Source organism: Hyalangium gracile, from assembly GCF_020103725.1.
Lineage (GTDB): Bacteria > Myxococcota > Myxococcia > Myxococcales > Myxococcaceae > Hyalangium > Hyalangium gracile.
On the sequence record NZ_JAHXBG010000020.1, the window covers coordinates 127,532 to 147,686 of the forward strand.

The window sequence follows — 20,155 nt, forward strand, 5'->3', positions numbered from 1 at the left end:
AGGCGCCCGCCCGCACCTCCGCCACTCCAGCGCTCTTCCCGCGCTACATGCGCATGCTCGCCGAGCCTCCCTGGGCCTCCGTGACCCAGCGCTCCAGCTCGGCGCGCGGCATGGCGCCGCTGCGGCGCGCCACCTCGCGCCCTCGAGCGTAGAGGACGAAGGTAGGGATGCCCTGTACGCCCAGGGAAGAGGCCGCCTCCGGGTTCTCGTCCGTGTTCAGCTTGAGGACGACGAGCCGGCCGGCCTGGGCCCGGCCCACGGCTTCGAGCACCGGCGCGGCGGCGCGACACGGCCCGCACCAGGGCGCCCAGAGATCCACCAGCACGGGCAGCGGGGATGACGCCACCGTCCGCGCGAGCCCTTCCCCGTCGACTTCCTGAGGTCGGCCCGAGGTGTCGAGCGTCCCGTGGCAGCGGCCACAGGATGGAGTTCCCGCTGGAGCAGGCTGGGGTACGCGATTGAAAGCACCACAGGATGGACAGCGAAACATGGGAGACCCTCCGTGCCTTTCTTGAAGATAAAGCGGCGAGCGGAAGACGCCCGTCTGCCCGGTCGAAAGATCCGGCGACAGCCCGGTGCAAGCCGCCGGATTCAGGACACGGCCGCGCAAATTCCGCGCGCATGCACGCGCCCCCGCAGGATTTTCGTGCTCGGATGGCTGCCGTCCGTGGGACCGTGCATTGCACTGGAGGCCATGCCCCAGGCACACCCCCACCTTGGAGGCGGGAGCGAACATGCGGCTGGCAGTCTTCGATACCCACCGATTCGATCGAGAGGCCCTGGAGGGCGTCAACGCCCGGTACGGCCACACGCTCGTCTTCTTCGAGCCCCGGCTCACGGCGCAGACGGCCCAGCTGGCCCAGGGCTTCATGGGAGTGTGCTCGTTCGTCAATGACAAGGTGGACGCGGCGGCGCTCGAGGCGTTGTACGCCGGGGGCACGCGGCTGGTGGCGCTGCGCTCGGCCGGGTACAACCACGTCGATCTCGTGGCCGCCGGACGGCTGGGCATCAAGGTGGTCCGCGTGCCCGAGTACTCGCCCTATGCCGTGGCCGAGCATGCCGTGGCGCTGGTGCTGGCGCTCAACCGCCGCATCCATCAGGCGTACGCGCGGGTGCGGGACTGGAACTTCTCACTGGATGGGCTGGTGGGGTTCGACCTGCACGGGAAGACCGTGGGCGTGGTGGGCACGGGCCGCATCGGCCGGGCCGCGGCGCGCATCTTCCACGGGTTCGGGTGCCGGCTGGTGTGCTTCGACGCGGCGCCGGATGCCTCGCTGGAGCAGGAGCTGGGCGCGCGCTACGTGACGCTGGAGACGCTCTACCGCGAGGCGGACATCATCACCCTGCACGTGCCGCTGACGCCCGGCACGCACCACCTGGTGGATGCCGGGGCGCTGGAGAAGATGAAGCGGGGGGTGATGATCATCAACACCGGCCGCGGCGCGCTCATCGACAGCCGGGCGCTCATCGAAGCACTCAAGAAGGGCCACATCGGCGCGGCGGGGCTGGATGTGTATGAGGAGGAGGAGGGCGTCTTCTTCCAGGACCTGAGCGGGAAGGTGCTGCAGGACGATGTGCTGGCGCGGCTGCTCACCTTCCCGAACGTGCTCGTCACCTCCCACCAGGCCTTCCTCACCCGCGAGGCCCTGGGCAACATCGCCGAGACCACCCTGGCGAGCGTCTCGGCCTTCGAGCGGGGCGAGCCGCTCGTCCATGAGGTGAAGGCCGAACAGGTGCTGCGCCCCGCGGTTCGATAGTGCTCTGGCACGGGACGTGAACGGAGTAGAAGAGTCCACGGGCGCCCATCGAGAGGCGCCAGACCTTTCCTTCGGCCCTCGGGGCCGCTTCTCGCGGAGGCACCATGCCCATCGTCTGCGCCACCAACTTCTCCGATGCCGCCCAGAGGGCCTGTGACGCCGCGGCCCTGCTTGCCCGGAAGGCGGGCGAGCCGCTGTGGCTCGTGCACGTGCTGCTGCCGGACTCGGTGAGGGCCTTTGGCAAGCCGCTGACGGAGGCGGCCGAGGCGGCGCTGGGGGACGAGGCCAGGCGACTGGAGAAGACGGGCGCCCAGGTGCAGCGCACCCTGCTGACGGGAGAGCCGGCCGCCGCGCTCCAGGAGTTCGCCAAGAAGCAGAAGGCCACGCTGGTGGTGACAGCCGAGCCGAGCCACGACACCCCCTTCCTGGGCCTGGGCGGCACGATGGATCGGCTGGCGCAGTCGCTGGAGGTGCCGCTGCTCGTTGCCCGGGATGTGCCGGCGCTGGAGCCGTGGGCGCGGGGAGAGCGGCCGCTGCGGGTGATGCTGGGCGTGAGCCGCTCGCTGCCCTTCGAGGCGGCGCGCAACTGGGTGAAGGGCCTGCGCAAGCTGGGGCCGGTGGAGGTGGTGGGCGGCCGCGTCTTCTGGGCCCAGGAGGAGGCCGTGCGGCTGGGCCTGGAGCACCCGCTGGGCTTCGGAGATGAGACGCCCGCGCTGCGCCAGGCGCTGGAGAAGGAGGCGGCGGCGCTGATGGAGCCGCTGTCGGAGGGCGGCAAGCCGGCGCGCGTGCGGGTGGAGGTGGGCATGGGCCGCATCGCCGACCATCTGGTCTCGCTGGCGGCCGAGGAGAAGGTGGACCTGCTGGTGGTGGGCACGCACCAGCGGCGGGCGCTGGGCAAGCTGTGGAGCGTGTCGCACCACTGCCTGCGGCTGGCGAAGATGTCGGTGGTGTCCGTGCCGGTGCAGGCCGCGGTGCAGGGGACGGACGTGGAGCTGCCGCCCGTGCGCACGGTGCTGGTGACCACGGACTTCTCCGAGCTGGCGGACCGGGCCATTGCCTACGCGTGCTCGCTGACGCCTCCCGGCGGAACCGTGCACCTGCTGCATGTCACGCCCCAGGCGACCGCGGAGCAGCAGGCGGCGCTGAAGCAGCAGCTCGAGCAGCGGGTGCCTCGCGCCGCGTCCCAGGGCGGGCGCAAGGTGGAGCTGGCGGTGGCGACCGGCCACGACGTGGCGGGCGTCATCACCCAGGCCGCCGAGCGGCTCTGCGTGGACATCATCTGCATGGGCACCCATGGCCGGACCGGGGTGGTGCGGGCCGTGATGGGCTCGGTGGCGCAGGCCGTCATGGCTCGCTGCGACCGGCCCGTGGTGCTGGTGCGCAAGCCCACGGCCTGAGCCACAGCCCAGGGACACAGGTCGCGGGTCCCTCGCTGCGGGGCGGGTCCCCCCGTCGCTGACGGGTCCGCCCGCCCCGGCGTCCCGCTCTCTCTCGGACCACGGCCTCCTACGTACTCAGGGCACTCCAGGCTCGCTCCTGGCGAACTGGTAGGCTGGTCCGACAGGTTCGTCCCCAATGCCCCCGGCAGCAGCTTCATCCACTTCTCTTCGAGTAGGTGGAGGTGGGGGAAACCTTGCCGCCCCTTCGTGAGGCCTCGCCCAAGTCCGCGAGATGACTGCGCTCGAGGGGCTGCGAGCCCCGCTCTGGAAGCTGATAGGGAACGCTCCGGAAAAAAGCGCGAGCCGGGTGACAGTTCCTTTCGGCGCGGGTGTTCCAAGCGGGCGAACGAGGGAGGAGCGAGCCGGTGGCAATCGACGTGGAGGCCTACTATCGCCGTTACGGGCCTCAGGTACTTCGCCGCTGCCGCTTCCTCCTCCGAGATGAGGAGAAGGCCGTGGATGCCATGCACGATGTCTTCGTGCAGCTGTTGCGCTACCAGGGGGCCCTGAAGGACTCGGCGCCCTCCAGCCTGCTGCACCATATCGCCACGCGGGTCTGTCTCAACCGGCTGCGCGGCGCCCGCCGTCGCCCCGAGGACCGGGAGGATGAGCTGGTGCTGCGCATCGCCGCCGCCGGAGACACCGAGGCGCGCACCGCGGCGCGAGGACTGCTCGACAGGCTGTTCGGCCGCGTGCCCTCCTCCAGCCGGGACATCGCCGTCCTCCACCTGGTGGACGGGATGACGCTGGAGGAGACGGCCCGCCAGGTGGGCCTGTCCGTCTCCGGAGTGCGCAAGCGCCTTCGGGCCCTGTCTTCCGCCCTGCAAGAGCTGGAGGCCGCATGAGTTCCCCACACCGCACCCCGGACTGGTTGCTGGAGCGCATCGCCCTGGGCGAGCTGCCTCCGGACGAGCTGGCCGCCGCCCGCGCCCGCCTGGCCCAGGAGCCGGATGGCGAGGCCCGCCTGGCCGCGCTCGAGGCGGACAACAAGGCCACCCTGGAGAAGCTGCCGCCGTCCGCCGTGGCTCGCGAGGTGGAGGGTCGCGCCGCCCTGGCCCGCCGCGTGGAGGCGGCTCGCGAGGACGCGCGCCCTTTGAGCCGCTTCGCCCCGGCCGCCGTGCTGGTGCCGGCACTGGCCGCCGCGGCCCTCTTCGTGGTGGCCCAGCCGGGAAAGTCCTCTCCTGGAGGAGACTTCGGCACCGAGGTGCCCGAGAAGACGCGCACCAAGGGCCTGCTGCCGCAGCTCGTCGTCCATCGCCAGGGCGTCACCGCTCCCGAGCGCCTCCGCGATGGCATGCCCGCCGCCGCCGGTGACGTGGTGCAGGTCTCCTATAACGCCGCGGGCAGCGCCTACGGCGTCATCCTCTCGGTGGACGGGCGAGGCTCCGTCACGCTGCACGCGCCGGAGACGGGCGCGCAGGCCGTGCCGCTGGCCGCCTCGGGCACCCACGCGCTGCCCCGCGCCTACGAGCTGGACGACGCCCCCGCCTTCGAACGCTTCATCCTCATCACCTCGGACACGCCGTTCGCCCTCGACGAGGTGCTGGCCGCGGCTCGGGCGCTGGCGGCTTCGGCCGACGCGCGCACCGCGCCGGTCCCGCTCCCCGAGGGCTTCACGCAGGTGTCCCTTACCTTGGAGAAGGTCTCCCCATGACTCGAGTGTTCGTGCTGCTGACGCTGCTGGTGGCGGGAGTGGCCGCCGCGGAGACTCCCATGACGGTGCGCCGGCTGGCGCTGCTGGTGGGCGTGAATGACGGGGGCCCGGGGCGCGAGCGCCTGCGCTACGCCGTCACGGATGCGCAGGCCTTCGGCAAGGTGCTGAGCGAGCTGGGCGGAGTGGCGCCGGCGGACCGGGTGATGCTGCTGGACACGGGGCGCTCGGGGCTGCTGGACGGCTTCGCCCGGGTGAAGACGCTGGTCGAGTCGGCGCGCGCCTCGGGGATGAAGCGGGTGGAGGTGCTCCTCTATTACTCGGGGCACTCGGACGACGAGGGCCTGCTGCTCCAGGGCGAGCGCATGGACTATGGCGAGCTGCGCCGCAACCTGATGGGGCTGCCGGCGGACGTGCGCATCGCCGTGCTGGACTCGTGCGCCTCGGGGGCGTTCGCGCGCCGCAAGGGTGGCGCCTCGCGCCCCGCGTTCCTGGTGGACACGGGCAGCCAGGTGAAGGGGCAGGCCATCCTCACCTCCTCCAGCGAGGACGAGTCCTCCCAGGAGAGCGACAGGCTGGGCGGCTCCTTCTTCACGCACCACCTGGTGTCCGGGCTGCGCGGGGCGGCGGACGTGACGCGGGATGGGCGGGTGACGCTCAACGAGGCCTACCAGTTCGCCTTCCACGAGACGCTGGCCCGCACCGAGCGCACCCAGAGCGGCCCCCAGCACCCGGCCTATGACATCGAGCTGGCGGGCACGGGGGACCTGGTGATGACGGACCTGCGCGCCACCTCCGCGGGGCTGGTGCTCTCCGAGCGGCTCGAGGGCCGCTTCTTCGTGCGCGACGAGGCGGGCGTGCTGGTGGTGGAGCTGATGAAGCTGCCGGGGCGGCCCACGGAGCTGGGGCTGGCGCCGGGCAACTACAAGGTGCGGCGCGAGCTGGACGGCGTGGTGTCCGAGGCCCAGTTCGCGCTGGCCGAGGGCAAGCGCACGCCGCTGGCGCCCACGGACTTCACCTCGGTGCTGCGCGAGGCGACGGTGTCTCGCGGCGGGGCCGAGGTGCGCCAGGACGTGCGGATGATGGCGCCCGCGGCGGAGATGGCGGCGAGCAGCGGGCCGCGCAAGCTGGTGCCCTTCAACATGGGGCTGCTGCCGGGGGTGAGCCTGAACTCGGTGTCGACCAGCGGGCCGGTGGAGAACCGGTTCGCGCTGGGGCTGATGAATGACGGCACGGCGCTGGCGGGAGGCGCGGCGCTGGCGCTGGTGTCCAACATGTACGAGGAGGAGGCGCGCGGCCTGTCGATGGCCCTGGCGGTGAACACCGCGGGCGGCAACGTGCGCGGCTCGCAGGTGTCGCTGGCCCTCAACGTGGCGAACGAGGACCTCGACGGCTTCCAGCTGACCACGGGCGTGAACGTCGCGGGCGGGAACGTGCGCGTGGGGCAGATTGGCGTGGGCCTGAACATCGCGGGAGGGCGGGTGTCGGGGACGCAGCTGTCCGCGGCGCTGAACGTGGCGGGCGAGGACATGCGGGGCGTGCAGGCGTCGGCGGGCGTGAACGTGGCGGGCGCGAGCTTCCGAGGCATCCAGGCCTCGACGGCGGTGAACTGGGTGGGCGGGGCGGCGTCGGGCGTGCAGGCGACGGTGGGCTTCAACCGCGCGGAGAGCGTCCGGGGCCTGCAGCTGTCGGTGCTCAACGTGAGCGGGGACGTGACGGGCGCGCAGGTGGGCATCATCAACGTGGGCAAGGTGGTCAACGGCATGCAGCTGGGGCTCATCAACGTGGCCGAGGAGGTGCGCGGCGTGCCGCTGGGCCTGCTGACCTTCGAGGAGAAGGGGCAGCTGCACCTGGAGGTGTGGTCGAGCGACATCCAGCTGGTGAACGCGGCGGTGAAGTTCGGCGGCAAGTACGTGTACACGACGCTGATGGCGGGCATCGGCCCGGACGATCGGCTGCAGCGCTTCACGCTGGGGTTGGGCCTGGGCGTCCACATCCCGCTGGGCACGCGCTTCTGGCTGGACATGGACCTGGGCGGCAGCGGCGTGCACGCGGTGAAGCAGCCGTTCCGCGGCAGCAACCTGCTGGCGCAGGGCCGGGTGATGTTTGGCTTCCAGGTGGCGCCGCGCTTCGCGGTGTTCGCCGGGCCCACGTACAACACCTACTTCCTCTTCGATGGGCAGCGGAACAAGCTGACGACGATGCCGGTGGGCGAGGACTTCATCGACGACGAGGTGTCGGTGCAGTACTGGCCCGGCGTGCAGCTCGGCGTGCGGCTCTGAGACGACGGGTCGCCTCCGGGGAGCGCATCCTCGCAGACGACAAAGCCCGGAGGCCGTGAGGCTCCCGGGCCTTGATGTCACTCGGGTTCGAGCGAGCTACTGGACGACCTTCTTCACGCGCAGCACCGTGGCGTCTCCCGCCGGGCCGGCCTTGAGCTTCTTCTCCAGCACGGCCTCCACCTTCAGCCCGTCCGGAGAGGTATCCGCCACGTTCATGAGCTCCTCGCGCTTCTCCTGCGAGGGGTTGATGTCCTGGAAGTCGATCTCGTGGATCTGGATGCCCTCGGCGTTCGCGACTCCCACGGGCGTCGCGATGTGCGTGGGGCAGGGCGGCGCGATGCAGCGGATGCCGCTGTTCTTCACGACATAGGCCGCCGGCTGGGCCTGCTGGCCAGTTCCGGTGGAGGGCGTACCGCCCGAGGGGTTCTCCGGCTGCGTGGGCGTCTTCGGTTCATTGGGCATGGCGTCGGGAGTCACAGGCTTGGAGCACCCGACCATCAGGCCGAGGCACAGCACGGACAGCAAGAAGGGACGAACAGTCATAGGGGCCCTCGAAAAGGGGGCCCCAGTCTCGGTCCTCTCCGGTTCGGAGGCCAGTCCGAGTGCTCGGCCACGTGGCTCCTCTCCACGGGAGCCCAGAAGCTCGGCCCGCGCACCGCTACGTCCTCGCCTCGTGGGGGTCCCAGTACGCCCCCGTGAACGCCCGCTCGGTCCCCTTCTTGCGGAGATGGAATGTCATGCGACAGGGGGGCAGGTGGTATCTGACTCGTGGCAGCCTCCTGGCGAGGCGCTATGTTCCAACCCATGGAGCAGGACACCCATCCGCGCCAGCAGGCGCGATACATCGAGCTACTCCGGGCGCAGGCTCCCGCGGATCGCCTTCGCAAGGCGGCTGCCCTGACTCGGGCCGTGCGCCAGCTCGCTGTGGCGGGCATCCGCGAGTACTTCCCACACGCGGATGAGCTCGAGGTCCGCGTGCGGCTCGCCGAGCGCCTCTATGGCCGGTCCGTTGCTCTCCGCCTGTTTGGTCCGCACCCGGCACTGACGTGATCGAGCCCGACATTCTCGGTATCGCCTTCCAGTGCGCGGAGGCGATGGAGCGAGCCCAGGTGCCTTATTTCCTGGGAGGGAGCCTGGCGAGCTCGCTGCAAGGTGAGCCTCGAGCCACCAACGACATCGATTTCGTCGTGGACCTCCGACCGGAGCAGGTCCGGCCTCTGATCGACGCCCTGGGGGAGGACTTCGACGTGGATGAGGAGGCGCTCCGTGAGGCTGTATCGCGGCGTAGCTCGTGGAACATCTTCCACATCCCCACCGTGACGAAGGTGGACCTCTTCATCCTGCGCCAGGAGCCCTTCGACAAGAGCGAGTTCGCTCGCCGTCGTCGTGTGGTGCTACCCCCAGAGCAGCGCGGTCTCTACATCAAGAGTCCCGAGGACTCGGTGCTGCGCAAGTTGCTGTGGTTCCGCGATGGCGGAGGCAGCTCCACCACGCAGTGGCGAGACATCGTCCAGATTCTTCGGCTCGCCGGTGCCCAGCTGGACCAGGCCTACCTGGCGGAGTGGGCGGCGAGGCTGGAAGTCGCCTCGCTCCTCGCCAAGGCCCGTGAGGCGGCGGGTTGAGCACTTCCTGGCTCCCTACCCGCCAGGAGGTGCAGAAATCAGGTGACTGGGCGGGTTGGAACCCGTAAGAGAGCACCGTGGATCCGCCTTCACGTCCCGTGCTGTCCTACCTGAATGTCCGAGCAGGTGTGGGCCGTGCCGCCTCGCTGCCCGGTCAGCCTCGGCCAATGGCGCACACCGCCGTGAGCCGGTTCGTTGACGCACCCCTTCCCCCAGGCTACACCCCCGTAAAGAGCCGTCTTTCGAGGACCGAGGAAGCCCCCCGATGGAATTCCGCATCGCCACCGATGAGCTGAAGAAGGCCCTCTACCGCGCCCAGGGCATCGTGGAGCGCAAGACGACGATGCCCATCCTCGCCAACGTCCTCGTCAACGCCACCAAGAGCGGCGTCACCGTCACCGCCTTCGACCTGGACATCGGCGTCGTCTCCGAGCACCCCGCCGAAGTCTCCAAGCCCGGCGCCGTCACCCTCAGCGCCAAGTATGTCTTCGACATCGTCCAGAACCTCCCGGACGCCCAGGTGACGCTCAAGCGGCTCGCCAACAACTACGTCGACATCTCCAGCGGCTCGGCCCACTTCAAGATCGTCGGCATGGCCGCCGAGGAGTATCCCAAGCTCCCCAAGGAGGAGAACGCTCCGCTCGTCCAGATTGCCGGCAACACCCTGCTGGAGATGATCAAGAAGACCCAGTTCGCCATCTCCTCCGACGAGACGCGCTACATCCTCAACGGTGTCTTCTTCGAGCCCCAGGCCGGCGGCAAGGTGCGCATGGTCGCCACCGACGGCCACCGCCTCTCGCTCATCGAGCGCGAGCTCACCGGCGACTTCAAGCTCAAGGGCGGCGTCATCATCCCCCGCAAGGGCCTCATGGAGCTCAAGCGCCTGCTGGACGAGGCCCCCGAGGCCGAGTGCCACCTGGGCTTCGCCGAGAACTCGGCCCTCTTCAAGAAGCCTGGCCTCACCATGGTGATGCGCCTCATCGACGGCCAGTTCCCCGAGTACCAGCGCGTCATCCCGAAGGAAGGCGAGAAGGTGGTGATGGTGCCCAAGACGAGCTTCCTCGAGAGCCTCAAGCGCATCGCGCTGCTCTCGGCGGACAAGAGCTACGCGGTGCGCATCGGCCTGGAGGAGAACAAGCTCCTCATCACCTCCAACAACCCGGACCTGGGCGAGGCCCGCGACGTGCTCGACGTGGCCTACCGCGGCGGCGACATCACCATCGGCTTCAACGCCCGCTACCTCACCGACGTGCTCTCCGTGCTGGAGACCGATGAGGTGTCCTTCGAGCTGGGCGACGAGCACAGCCCCGGCGTCATCCACGCCCCGGGCGACCGCAGCTTCACCGCCGTCGTCATGCCCATGCGCGTCTGACGCGCTCCGCGGCGCTACGGCTGCGGAGTCTCGGCCTGTGACTCTTCCTGCGCGGCGGGCGCCTCCGCCTCCGCGGGCTGGCTCTCCTCCGCGGGGGCCGGGGCTTGCTCGGAGGAGCCGCCCTCCTCGCTCTCCGCGGCACCCTTGTCCGCCTTCGCCTTGGCCGCGGGCTTCGACTTCGCCTCGCTCGGGGGCTCGGCCGTGCGCGCCGTGGTGGCCGCGGGCACCGGCTTCTTGCTCTTCGCCCCCTTGTCCCAGAACTCCTCGGTGGCCAGCTGCCCGTCCGTCTTGAAGGTGCGCTCGGGGCCGTGCTTCTTCCCGGCCTGGAAGTGCGTCTCCTTCAGGAGCTGACCGTCGGCGCTGTACTCCACCGTGCGCCCGTTCGGTTTGCCGTCCGTGAAGAGCTCCTCCGTCCACGAGCCGTTGGGGCGCAGCGTCACCTGCAGGCCGTGCTTCTTGCCCGCCTTCCAGTCCCCCCAGCTCTCCGCCTTCTTCTCCTTGCACACCACCGCCGGGCCTTCCTTCGCGCCCGCCTTCTTGCACTCCAGCGCACCCGTCTTCTTCGGCAGGCCGCCCGGCACCGTGGCGCCTTTCGGACACTCCAGCGTCCACGCGGCGCAGGCCGCATCCGCCTGTCGCTGGTCCATGGCGAGGGCCGGTGGCGCGGCCAGCAGCGCGACGGCGAGTGCGGCGAGGGAGGGCGACACAAGCTTCATGGGGGGCCTCGTTTCGAGACAGTCAACATCGCCGGAGCGACAGGCTCCTGCCAAGGGGCCACGGACCGTTCACCAGCCCCATGCCCCGGATGCCAGGCCTGCCACCAGCCGGGCTCCTCCTTATAGTGGAGGTATCGTGGCGACTCACCCGGACACCCTACGGGCAAGGTTGGAGGACCGGGCGGACCTCCTGGAAGCTACGCGTCTGCGCTACCGCGTCCTGCGGGGGCTCCTGAATGCCTTCTTCTGGAGGGACAGGGTCCGGGCCAACCTGGAGCTGCTGCGCGAGGTGGCCCTGGTCCAGGCGGAGGTGGATGCCACGCTGGCCGCCGTGAGCCGGCGCGCCGCCGCCGAGGGCTGGCCCCGCCACCTGGCGCCGATGAAGCTGCTGGAGGAGGTGCGACACCTGCGCGAGGAGGTGGCTCGCGCGGTGGAGCGGCGGCTGGCGCCCGGCACGCCGCCGGACAACCTGAGCGCGGCGCTGGTGCGGCTGGAGGAGGAGGTCCTCAACACCGGGCCGCTGCTGGGCCGGCGCACGTGGGCGCGCGCCGTCGAGGTGCTGCCGCGCAACCTGCCGGAGCTGCGCGCCGCGTGTGTCGCCGCCGAGGTGTTCGAGCGCGTCTTCAAGCGCCCCGCGCCCGAGGCAGCGCTGCCCTTCACTGCCACCGAGGCGGAGGAGCTCTGCCGCGCGCTGCCCCTGGGGGAGGCGGCGCTCCGGGCGCTGTGGGAGCGGCTGGAGCACTTCGACCCGAGCGGCCGCGTGCGGGCCTTCCTCCAGGGCCGGGTGCGGCGCGCGCCCGTGCGAGCCCCTCGCAGCGGCCCGGAGCTGCTGCTGCACGCGGCCTTCTGGCACGACGTGGCGCGCGAGCGGCTCGGGGAGCTGCTGGAGGCGCGGCTGGCTCCCGTGGTGGCCCTCGAGGCGGAGGTGCCGGAGCTGCTGGTGTGGCTGGCGACGAGCGAGAGCGCTCCGGACGCGCGGCTGGCGGCGCAAGGAGCCTTCAGCGCGGGCCGGGCAGCGCTCTTCGAGCTGGCCGCCGAGCTGGCCCGACTGTCCCGAGCACGTCCCGTCGGCGTGTGGAACGAGGAGGCCGCCTGGGCGCGGCTGTGGGACGCGGCGCTTCGGGCTCGGAAGGAGACAGGCCCCGACGTGGAGCGCGTGCGCGAGGCGCTGCGCCTGTTCATCCGCCTCCGAGGCCAGGCGCGCACCCCCGCGCGGCTGTTCTCTCCGGAGCGCGCGGCCCTGCCCTCCCGAGAGGTGGGCGCGGACGTGACGGAGCTGCCGGAGCTCGTCCAAGCGGCCCGTGCCGTGGCTCGCTCGGGCGCGTGATTCCGCCTACAGTGTCCGCCACTGGACGTGCCGACACGGGTTCTCTCCTCCGTCAGGCATGGAGGGAGGGGCATGCACGCGACTGTGGGACTCCTGGTGGGGCTGTGGGCCCTCTCCGCCCTTGCGGGCGAGGCAGGCCCATCCGAGCCTCCGGTCGCTGCCACGCAGCCTCCCTCCGCTGAAGCTGCTCCGCCCGCGCCCGCGTCTCCGACGAGCGCCTCAGCCACTGCCATCCACCCGGACGAGAAGCCGCGGCTGCTGGTGGCGGACCTCGCCGCGCAGGGCGTCTCCGCGGAGGAGGCCGCGGCGCTCACCGACGCGCTCGTGCAGACGCTCAGTCAGCGCGGGCTCTTCCAGGTCATCTCCCGCAGGGACGTGCAGACGGTGCTGAGCACCGAGCGACAGCGGCAGATGCTGGGCGCCTGTGACGAGGATCCGACCCGCTGCGCGACGGACGTGGGCACGCTGCTGCAGGTGCGCTACGTGATGACGGGCTCGCTGTCGCGGCTGGGCTCCACCTACGAGCTGGCGCTGCAGATGCTGGACACGGTGAAGGCCCGGCCCGTGGGGCGCAGCACGCGCCTGGCGAAGAAGGTGGAGACGCTGCGCGAGCTGGTGCCATGGGCCGCGGCGGAAGCGAGCGGCTCTCCGCTTCCACCGCCCGCCTCGCGGGTGCTGCCCTACTCGCTGCTGGCCGGAGGCGGCGCGGCGTTGGTGGGCGGCGGCGTCTACGGGCTGATCGCCCTGTCCCGGCAGAAGGTGCTCAACGACGAGCTGTGCCCGGCCCGGGACGAGGCGGGCCAGTGCACGCCCACCCACCTGCGCGAGCTCTCCTACTACCAGCAGCAGAACGACAAGCTGGGCCGGGACAAGACGGTGTCGCTGGCGCTGATGGGCGTGGGGGCGGCGCTCGTCGGCCTGGGGCTGTGGCGCATGCCCCCGCCCGAGGGCGGCCCCCGGGTGGCGCTGGTGCCCACGGGCCAGGGCATGGCCGTGGTGGGAGTGCTGCCATGAGCGCGCGCCGGGGAGTGGTGGCGCTGGGCTCGGCCGTGGTGGCGCTGGGCGTCTGGGCTGCGTGCTCGGGGGGCCTGAAGCTGGAGGAGGGCAATGCCTTCCCCTGCAGGTTCCAGGTGGCTGACGAGCTTCGCGACGCGCAGTGCCCCCAGGACTGGCGGTGCGGCATCGACGGCCTGTGTCACGAGACGCTGCCCGAGCAGACCTCGGACGTGGCGGTGCCCACCTTCGCGCCCGAGCGTCGCTTCCCGAAGCTGCTCTCGGGCGAGGCGCGCTACGTCTCGGCGGAGGAGCAAGGGCCGATTGCCCTGACGAAGTACACGGACGGGGGAGTGGTCGTCGCCAGCAACGCGTTCGCGCAGGCCCTTCCGGTGCTGGCTCGGGGCGGCGCCACCACGTGGGCCGGCAACTCCGTCGCGATGATGGAGGCGCCTGTCACGGCCTCCAGCCCGGTGACGCTGTTCCGGATCCAGCGGGATCCCGTGTCCAACGCCGCCTCATTCACCTCTCCTCGGCCCATCATGGAGCAGGGGCAGAACCTCACCGGAGTCCGAGCGATGAGAGCGGCCTCCGTGAAGCTGTCCACCAGGCCTGGCGACACCCAGGACATGCTGCTGTTGCTGCAAGGCGCGGACAATGCGGGGGAGGTGGATCCGAGCACGGCGGTCTTCAGGCCCTTCCCCAAGCAGTTCTCCTCCCTGGGAGATGGGGGCCTCATCCCCTGCAACGCCGGGCCGTGCGGAGACGTGCGCGGCGCCTACCTGGAGGCGCGTCCGGTTCCCAGCATGTTCCTGGTCTCGCCCCCGAGGGATGGCGGCGCTCCGGCGGCATCGCCGCAGCTGGTGCCCGTGGTGGCCACCTCGCAGTACTTCCTCTGGCGCTCGCAGCCGCCGGAGGCCGCGCCGCCCGGGGAGCGGTGGCAGATCCTCAACCCGGACGATCCCATCGCGCAGCCGGATCCGAGCGGCAACGTCGAGGCCGCGGCACGCTGGGTGCTGCGCCACAGCGACAAGCTGGGAGTCTGGGCCTTGCGGCGCTTCGTCCAGGGCCAGGCGGTGCTGAGCACCTGGGTGCTCTCGCGCTCGCCGCAGCGCCCGCAGGAGCCGCGCCTGGAGCGCCTCTGGGATGACTGCAGCCCGTGCGCCCGGGACTCCCTGGTGGCCTTCACGCCCGTGGCCGATGGCGCGCTGGGGGTCGAGGTGCTGTGCGAGTCCGGCAACGGCGCGCGGAGCCTGTTCCGCATCGTGGGCGCGTCCGTCGTCTCGCCCACCGACACGTGCCTGCGCCAGGCGCTGGAGGCACCGCTGGAGCTGTCGGAGGTGGCCAGCGTACCGGGTGTGTCCACCACCCCCGCCAGCCGGGAGGTGGTGGCCGATCAGTCCATCGGCTATCGGCTCACGCTGGGAGGCAAGCACGGCCAGGTCTGGCGGGGCACCTCCCTGAGCCAGCTCCGGCCGATGTTCCTGGATCGCACGCCCCTGGCGGTGGAGGTGCTCCCCGCCACGCGGCAGCACCCGACGTCGCTCATCACCTTCACGCCGGGCCTCTTCGCGATCCAGCCGCCGACGCCGCCCCAGCAGGCGGACAGCACGGGGCTGTCGGTGGTGATGCCCATGAGGCGAGCGGAGGATGGCGGGTCCGGGGAGCTGGTGCAGCAGGAAGTCCTGGGCGGCGTGGTGGAGGGAACGCCGGGCTGGTTCCTGCTCGAGGCGGGGCAGCTCGCCCAGGTGAGCCAGGATGACACCCAGCTGACGCCCTCGCTGAGCACCGCCTATGGGCCGCGGCTGCTGAGCCCCTCGGGTGAGAGCGCGCAGGGGCCCTTCCGGGGCACGGGGGTGCGCATGCCGAGCGACGCGGGCGTCTCCCTCGTGCTCGCCGCGGACGATCAGCTCTACTACACGGAGCTGGGTGAGGTGGACCTCGTCGCGGAGCCGGAGCTGGCCGAGACGCTCAGTCCCCGGCTCACGCCCGAGTCGAACTTCCCGGTGCTCTCGCTGGCGCGGGACCGGACCGTGAGCCTGGAGGCCACGCAGGCGGGAGCCCAGCGGGTACGCGGGTGGGCCGTCACCAGCCGGAGCGCCTTCGAGTTCTGGCAGGAGGCGGACACGCTCGCGTGGAAGCTGAAGGCGCTGGAGCTCAGTGGCCGCGAGCCGGTGGAGGTCTGGAGCCGCGAGGCCGGCGGCAACGGCTACGGGCGGCTGGGCCTCCGGGACGGCCAGGTGCTGCGGCTGCCCCAGGGCGTCCCGCTCACTCAGGCCCTGCCCCAGGTGGACCGGGTGGTGGACTACGCCACCCTGGACGGCTGGCCCATCGCGCTGGGAGAGCAGGCGGTGTACCGGGTCGTCCCGCTGGCGGCGGGAGAGACGGGGCTGCCAGGGTGGCAGGCCCTGACGCTGCCCCCGGAGCTCGACAGCCAGGCGCTGAAGGGGGCCCGCATCTTCGTCGTGAGGGAGAACAACCGCTCGGTGCTCTACCTGTTCACGCGGACCGGGTTCGTCTATCAGCTGGGCAGGGGAGCAGGTTGAGCCCCCGCCGCCACCCCGAGGGCGTTAGGGTGTGGAGGTTCTTCCATCCTCGCCAGGGAGTTTGAGCCTCACACCGTGCGCCTGCTCGCGCTCCAAGTCCAAGACTTCCGCAACCTGCCCCAGGTCTCCCTGGCGCCGAGCCCCCACGCCACCATCGCGGTGGGGCAGAACGGCCAGGGGAAGACGAACCTGCTGGAGGCCCTGTACTTCCTCGCCACGCTCAAGCCGCTGCGCGCCGGACGGCTCGCGGAGCTGGTGCGCTGGGGCACGCAGGGGGCTCGGGTGACGGGCCGCTTCCTCCTCAAGGGCGCGGAGCGGGAGATCTCCGTCGAGGTGTCCGGCGGCGTGCGGCAGTCCTTCGTGGACGGAAAGAAGGCCGCCAGCCTGGAGGAGTACTTCGGCGGCGTCTCCGTGGTGGCCTTCACGCCGGATGACCTGGAGGTGGTGAAGGGCGGGCCGGACGCGCGGCGTACCTTCCTGGACCGGGCGGTGTTCAACCGCTTCCCCGCCTTCCTCAAGGAGAGCCGGGACTACTCGCGCGCGCTGAAGAACCGCAACCGGCTGCTGCGCGAGGGGCCCGCGGCCGACCCCGCGTACCTGGACGCGTACGACGAGACGCTCGCGCGCGCCGGGGCCCGGGTGTACGTGCGGCGCCGGGCGCTGATGGCGGAGCTGGCGCCTCGGGCCCAGGCCACCTTCGCCTCCATCGGCCGCACGCCGGATCCGGCCGCGTACGGCTACCACCCCTCGCACCTGGGGCAGGACTTCGCCGAGGCGGACGAGCCGCGACTGGCCGACGCGCTGCTGGAGGCGCTGGCGGGGCGGCGGCGGAGGGACCTGGAGCGAGGCTTCACCTCGGTGGGGCCGCACGTGGATGACGTGACGGTGACGCTGGGCGGGCGCAGCGCCCGCGCCTACGCGAGCCAGGGCCAGCAGCGCGCGCTGGTGCTCGGGTGGAAGATCGCCGAGATCGAGAACCTGCACGGCGCGATGGGCTTCCTGCCGCTGCTGCTCTTGGATGACGTGTCCAGCGAGCTGGATCCGGAGCGCAACGCGTACCTCATGAGCTACCTGGCCCAGAGTGGCGCGCAGGTGTTCCTCACCACCACGGATGCCTCGCTGGTGCGCGGCGCGGCGGCGGCGGACACGCTGTGGATGGACGTGCACGGGGGCCAGGTGACACCCCGGCCCGTGGAGGCCGCCGGCTGAGCGGATGCCAGGAAGCACGGAACCGTTCTACAGTCGCGCGCCATGCGCCGCCTGCTCCTGCTCTCCGCCGTGCTCCTCGGCAGCTCGTGTCTGCCGCGCTCCACCATCTCCCCCGTGGCCAGCCAGCACAATGACGCGTGCACGCTGGCCCTGGATGCCGGGGACTGCAAGGCGGCCACGGCCCACTGCGACCACGCGCTCGAGTTCAACCCGGACTACCCCGAGGCCATCGCCAACAAGGGGCTCATCGCCTGGAAGTGCGACCACGACACGAAGGCCGCGCGCGAGTACTTCATCCGCGCGCTGCGCCTGGAGAACAACCTCGCCCAGGCCTACAACAACCTCGGCGTGCTCGAGATGGAGGAGAAGGAGTACGCCTCCGCGGCCAAGCGCTTCCTCCGCGCGCTGGAGGTGAACCCGGACTACCTCGAGGCGCGCTTCAACCTGGCGCGCACCTACCAGGCCCTGGGCAAGGCGGAGGACGCGGAGAAGCACCTGCGGCAGCTGCTCGCGACGAGCCCGGCCATCGCGGACGCCCAGAACCTGCTGGGCATCCTGCGGCTGGAGGCGGGGGACATGGACGAGGCCCTCACCCGCTTCGATGCCGCCGTGCTCCTGGTGCCCGACCACCCGGACTACCACTTCAACCGCGGGGTGGCCTACGCGAAGGCGGGCCGGCTCGACGAGGCCAAGGAGGACTTCCGCTCCTGCCTCACCCTTCAGCCGGAGCACGTCGGCTGCCGGCACAACCTGGACCTGCTGCTCAAGGGACCGTGAAGCCCCGCTCCTCCACGGGCCCGCGCGCGGGGGCTACGTCCGGTGCGCGCGCCGAGGCCAGTGCAGGCGCCACCGGCCGCGCTGGTGGTGGGGCAGCTGCTCCGGGGTGACGTGACCGAAGTAGGCGAAGCGGAACTCGGCCCAGAGCACCACGTAGGCGACCGAGAAGAGGAAGGTGCCCAGCACCATCCACCACATCACCCCGGCGATGAGGCCCCCCACGGCGGCCACCAGGAGCAGCGCTCCGAGGATGAGCGACACGTCGCGCAGACGCTTCGACTCGCTGAAGGCCATGCCCATGGAGACCAGGGCCAGGGCGAGCAGGAACCACGCCAGTCCGAACGCCGAACGGACATACAAGCCTGCGATCGACAGCAAGAAGAGGCCAAAGCCGAAGAGGGCCAATGCTCCGTCCATGGGATTTTCCTCCTGAAGCGTCCACCCTGGAACATCGGCACTGCCCGAGGCCGGGGCACGGCGCGGGCGAGCGCATGCCGCCGCCTGCCTGGGGAGCGGCGTGGCCGAGGCGTGGCGGGCGCTGGGCGATCCGGTGCGCGAGGCCCAGGCCCTGAAGGACTTCCTCCAAGCGCACCCGGACTCCCTGCTCGCCGAGTCCGCGGGGTGCCGGCTGAAAGAGCTGTCTCCACCCGCGCCGTCGCTGTCTCGTAGGGCCAATCAACCTGATTTTCAAGCTTCCCATCCCATTCCATGAAAAATAGGAAGCGCTGAAATCCATGCGCTGGGCCGAGGGCCCATGGGAGGAAGCCGTGCACGACACCTCGAAGAACCCGCGGTGGCTCGCAGTGGAATGGGGCTCCGCGATCGCCCGCCCGCATGTGCTGGCGTGGTTGCTGATGGCGCTGTTCCTCGTGGGCCCTGGGGAGGCCGCGGCGGATGGGCGCTACTACAGCGACTCGGACACCATCGAGACCCAGCACACCGAGTGGATGAGCTGGATTCCCAACGCGACGAACCTCGCGGCCCTCTCCATTCCGGGCACTCACGACACGATGTCGTTCCATGGCGGCAGCCTGGTGCAGACCCAGTCGCTGCCGCTGCGCACGCAGCTCGACGCGGGCATCCGGGCGCTGGACATCCGGTGCCGCCACATCGGCGACCGGTTCGCCATCCACCATGGCTCGGTGTACCAGCACGCCAACTTCGATGACGTGCTGCGGACCACCATCCAGTTCCTGAAGGACCACCCCTCCGAGACCGTGCTGATGAAGGTGAAGGAGGAGTACGACGCGGAGGGGAACACGCGCTCGTTCGAGGAGACCTTCGCGTGGTACCAGTCTCAGACGGCCTACAAGAACTTCATCTGGACGGGCACCACGCTTCCCACGCTCGAGCAGGTGCGGGGGAAGATCGTCATCGTGCAGGCCTTTGGCGGGGGTTCGTACGGGGTGAGGTGGCCCTCGGATGGGTCGAATGCCAGCTTCGACGTCCAGGATGAGTGGGAGGTGACCTGGCTCTGGGACATCCCCACCAAGTGGGAGCGGATCCTGGCGCAGTTCGAGAAGACGAAGAGCGGCTCGGCGTCGGTGATGTACGTGAACTTCCTGAGCGGCTCGTCCTCGACGGGCGGGGTTCACCCGTACACGGTGGCCAGCGGCGAGGGGTCCGTGTACCGGGGCATGAATGATCAGGCGCTCGAGTACCTGATGGCGGGCAACATGCAGCGCACGGGCATGGTGATGATGGACTTCCCGGGGGCGGGGCTGATCGACGCCATCATCGCGCACAACTTCCGCCTGGTGCCCGTGAGCGTGCTGCCCCAGAGCGACTTCGACTTCATCTTCAAGAACGTCTCCTACTCGTTCGTGGGCAACGCCCAGGAGCGCTGGAACCAGATGCGGACGTTCCTCTACAACGTGCTGCCGGGACGCATGTGGCAGTGGATGGCGCTCAAGAGTCGGGCGAGCCTCGCGAAGCACACCGAGGGCCTGTCCTCGCACTCGAGCGAGATCGACGGCTACATGCATGCCGCCTACACCGTCCGGACGCTGAACACGGCGGTGAGCCAGAGCGCCCTGCAGGCCTTCGTCCTCACGCGCATCCCCTTGCTGACGGGAGATGAGCCGATCCGCTCGATTCAGCTGTACACGCAGCTGGTGATGACCTACCCGAACCAGTCCTGGACCGTGGTCGTCAAGCGGGAGCCGGGTGGCCTGGACAACTGGGCCTATGCCACCTACGGCTCCAACCCCGTCTACAAGATCCAGGTGGGGGACTACCTGTACGCCGTCTGGGGCTACGATCCGCGCTAGGCAGGTCCGAAGGAGTTCTTGCACCCTGGAGAGAGGCACTTGTTCCAGGGGAGCTGCCCAACCAGGGATGCGCCCTGTGCGTGGACCGGCAGTGAACTGGTATGACAAGCAGACCAGTTCGGACAAAGTGCGACCGGCAGGAGGGCGGACCGGACGCGGGGCGGACTCGGGCCCGGTGTCCGTTGCAAGTGGCG

Annotated in this window: 19 protein-coding genes; 15 read left to right on the top strand and 4 right to left on the bottom strand. The window is 70.6% G+C overall.

Features of this window, described 5'->3' with window-relative positions:
• Nucleotides 1-43 precede the first annotated feature (43 nt).
• Nucleotides 44-346, bottom strand: a complete 303-nt coding sequence (trxA, locus tag KY572_RS33155; protein ID WP_317987934.1) for a thioredoxin — start codon at nucleotides 344-346, stop codon at nucleotides 44-46.
• Between the two features lie 388 nt (nucleotides 347-734).
• Here trxA and KY572_RS33160 point away from each other — a divergent pair, with 388 nt between their 5' ends.
• The 5 genes from KY572_RS33160 to KY572_RS33180 all read left to right on the top strand — a co-directional run bounded on the left by KY572_RS33160 (nucleotide 735) and on the right by KY572_RS33180 (nucleotide 7,129).
• Nucleotides 735-1,757 carry a 2-hydroxyacid dehydrogenase gene (locus tag KY572_RS33160; protein ID WP_224247667.1) on the top strand — a complete coding sequence of 341 codons (1,023 nt, stop codon included), beginning with the start codon at nucleotides 735-737 and terminating at the stop codon, nucleotides 1,755-1,757.
• A gap of 104 nt (nucleotides 1,758-1,861) precedes the next feature.
• Nucleotides 1,862-3,154, top strand: a complete 1,293-nt coding sequence (locus tag KY572_RS33165) for a universal stress protein (RefSeq protein WP_224247668.1) — start codon at nucleotides 1,862-1,864, stop codon at nucleotides 3,152-3,154.
• A 407-nt stretch (nucleotides 3,155-3,561) separates the two neighbouring features.
• Nucleotides 3,562-4,041 carry an RNA polymerase sigma factor gene (locus KY572_RS33170; protein ID WP_224247669.1) on the top strand — a complete coding sequence of 160 codons (480 nt, stop codon included), beginning with the start codon at nucleotides 3,562-3,564 and terminating at the stop codon, nucleotides 4,039-4,041.
• Nucleotides 4,038-4,850: a DUF4384 domain-containing protein gene (locus KY572_RS33175; RefSeq protein WP_224247670.1), complete on the top strand. Its 813-nt coding sequence runs from the start codon at nucleotides 4,038-4,040 to the stop codon at nucleotides 4,848-4,850. The genes KY572_RS33170 and KY572_RS33175 overlap by 4 nt, the downstream gene beginning before the upstream one ends.
• Nucleotides 4,847-7,129, top strand: a complete 2,283-nt coding sequence (locus tag KY572_RS33180) for a caspase family protein (protein ID WP_224247671.1) — start codon at nucleotides 4,847-4,849, stop codon at nucleotides 7,127-7,129. The genes KY572_RS33175 and KY572_RS33180 overlap by 4 nt, the downstream gene beginning before the upstream one ends.
• Before the next feature lie 96 nt (nucleotides 7,130-7,225).
• Here the strand turns inward: KY572_RS33180 and KY572_RS33185 are convergent, their stop codons facing one another.
• Nucleotides 7,226-7,672, bottom strand: coding sequence for a DUF6748 domain-containing protein (locus KY572_RS33185; RefSeq protein ID WP_224247672.1), 447 nt, complete (start codon nucleotides 7,670-7,672; stop codon nucleotides 7,226-7,228).
• A gap of 249 nt (nucleotides 7,673-7,921) precedes the next feature.
• Between KY572_RS33185 and KY572_RS33190 the strand changes: the two genes are divergently transcribed.
• The 3 genes from KY572_RS33190 (at nucleotide 7,922) to dnaN (ending at nucleotide 10,123) form a co-directional block, all read left to right on the top strand.
• Complete coding sequence (locus KY572_RS33190) at nucleotides 7,922-8,179, top strand: hypothetical protein (protein WP_224247673.1); 258 nt, start codon at nucleotides 7,922-7,924, stop codon at nucleotides 8,177-8,179.
• Nucleotides 8,176-8,751, top strand: coding sequence for a hypothetical protein (locus KY572_RS33195; RefSeq protein WP_224247674.1), 576 nt, complete (start codon nucleotides 8,176-8,178; stop codon nucleotides 8,749-8,751). Before KY572_RS33190 ends, KY572_RS33195 begins: the two co-directional genes overlap by 4 nt.
• Before the next feature lie 265 nt (nucleotides 8,752-9,016).
• Nucleotides 9,017-10,123: a DNA polymerase III subunit beta gene (gene dnaN, locus KY572_RS33200; protein ID WP_224247675.1), complete on the top strand. Its 1,107-nt coding sequence runs from the start codon at nucleotides 9,017-9,019 to the stop codon at nucleotides 10,121-10,123.
• A 14-nt stretch (nucleotides 10,124-10,137) separates the two neighbouring features.
• On the opposite strand, the gene KY572_RS33205 is transcribed toward dnaN, so the two are convergent.
• A complete protein-coding gene (locus KY572_RS33205; protein ID WP_224247676.1) occupies nucleotides 10,138-10,839 on the bottom strand; it encodes a toxin-antitoxin system YwqK family antitoxin in 702 nt (233 codons plus the stop codon).
• A gap of 136 nt (nucleotides 10,840-10,975) precedes the next feature.
• Here KY572_RS33205 and KY572_RS33210 point away from each other — a divergent pair, with 136 nt between their 5' ends.
• The 5 genes from KY572_RS33210 to KY572_RS33230 all read left to right on the top strand — a co-directional run bounded on the left by KY572_RS33210 (nucleotide 10,976) and on the right by KY572_RS33230 (nucleotide 17,691).
• Entirely contained in the window at nucleotides 10,976-12,166 is a 1,191-nt protein-coding gene (locus KY572_RS33210) for a hypothetical protein (RefSeq protein WP_224247677.1), read from the top strand.
• Between the two features lie 72 nt (nucleotides 12,167-12,238).
• Complete coding sequence (locus KY572_RS33215) at nucleotides 12,239-13,180, top strand: CsgG/HfaB family protein (protein WP_224247678.1); 942 nt, start codon at nucleotides 12,239-12,241, stop codon at nucleotides 13,178-13,180.
• Nucleotides 13,177-15,705, top strand: a complete 2,529-nt coding sequence (locus KY572_RS33220) for a hypothetical protein (protein WP_224247679.1) — start codon at nucleotides 13,177-13,179, stop codon at nucleotides 15,703-15,705. Before KY572_RS33215 ends, KY572_RS33220 begins: the two co-directional genes overlap by 4 nt.
• A gap of 75 nt (nucleotides 15,706-15,780) precedes the next feature.
• Entirely contained in the window at nucleotides 15,781-16,914 is a 1,134-nt protein-coding gene (recF, locus tag KY572_RS33225; protein ID WP_224247680.1) for a DNA replication/repair protein RecF, read from the top strand.
• 42 nt (nucleotides 16,915-16,956) lie between these two features.
• Complete coding sequence (locus tag KY572_RS33230; RefSeq protein WP_224247681.1) at nucleotides 16,957-17,691, top strand: tetratricopeptide repeat protein; 735 nt, start codon at nucleotides 16,957-16,959, stop codon at nucleotides 17,689-17,691.
• A 33-nt stretch (nucleotides 17,692-17,724) separates the two neighbouring features.
• Here the strand turns inward: KY572_RS33230 and KY572_RS33235 are convergent, their stop codons facing one another.
• Nucleotides 17,725-18,108, bottom strand: coding sequence for a hypothetical protein (locus KY572_RS33235; protein ID WP_224247682.1), 384 nt, complete (start codon nucleotides 18,106-18,108; stop codon nucleotides 17,725-17,727).
• Nucleotides 18,109-18,208: 100 nt separating this feature from the next.
• On the opposite strand from KY572_RS33235, the gene KY572_RS33240 reads away from it, so the two are divergent.
• Both KY572_RS33240 and KY572_RS33245 read left to right on the top strand, forming a co-directional pair.
• Nucleotides 18,209-18,403 (top strand): hypothetical protein, encoded by a 195-nt coding sequence (locus KY572_RS33240; RefSeq protein WP_224247683.1) that lies wholly within the window; start codon nucleotides 18,209-18,211, stop codon nucleotides 18,401-18,403.
• A gap of 55 nt (nucleotides 18,404-18,458) precedes the next feature.
• Nucleotides 18,459-19,961, top strand: coding sequence for a phosphatidylinositol-specific phospholipase C (locus KY572_RS33245; protein ID WP_224247684.1), 1,503 nt, complete (start codon nucleotides 18,459-18,461; stop codon nucleotides 19,959-19,961).
• Nucleotides 19,962-20,155: the final 194 nt, after the last annotated feature.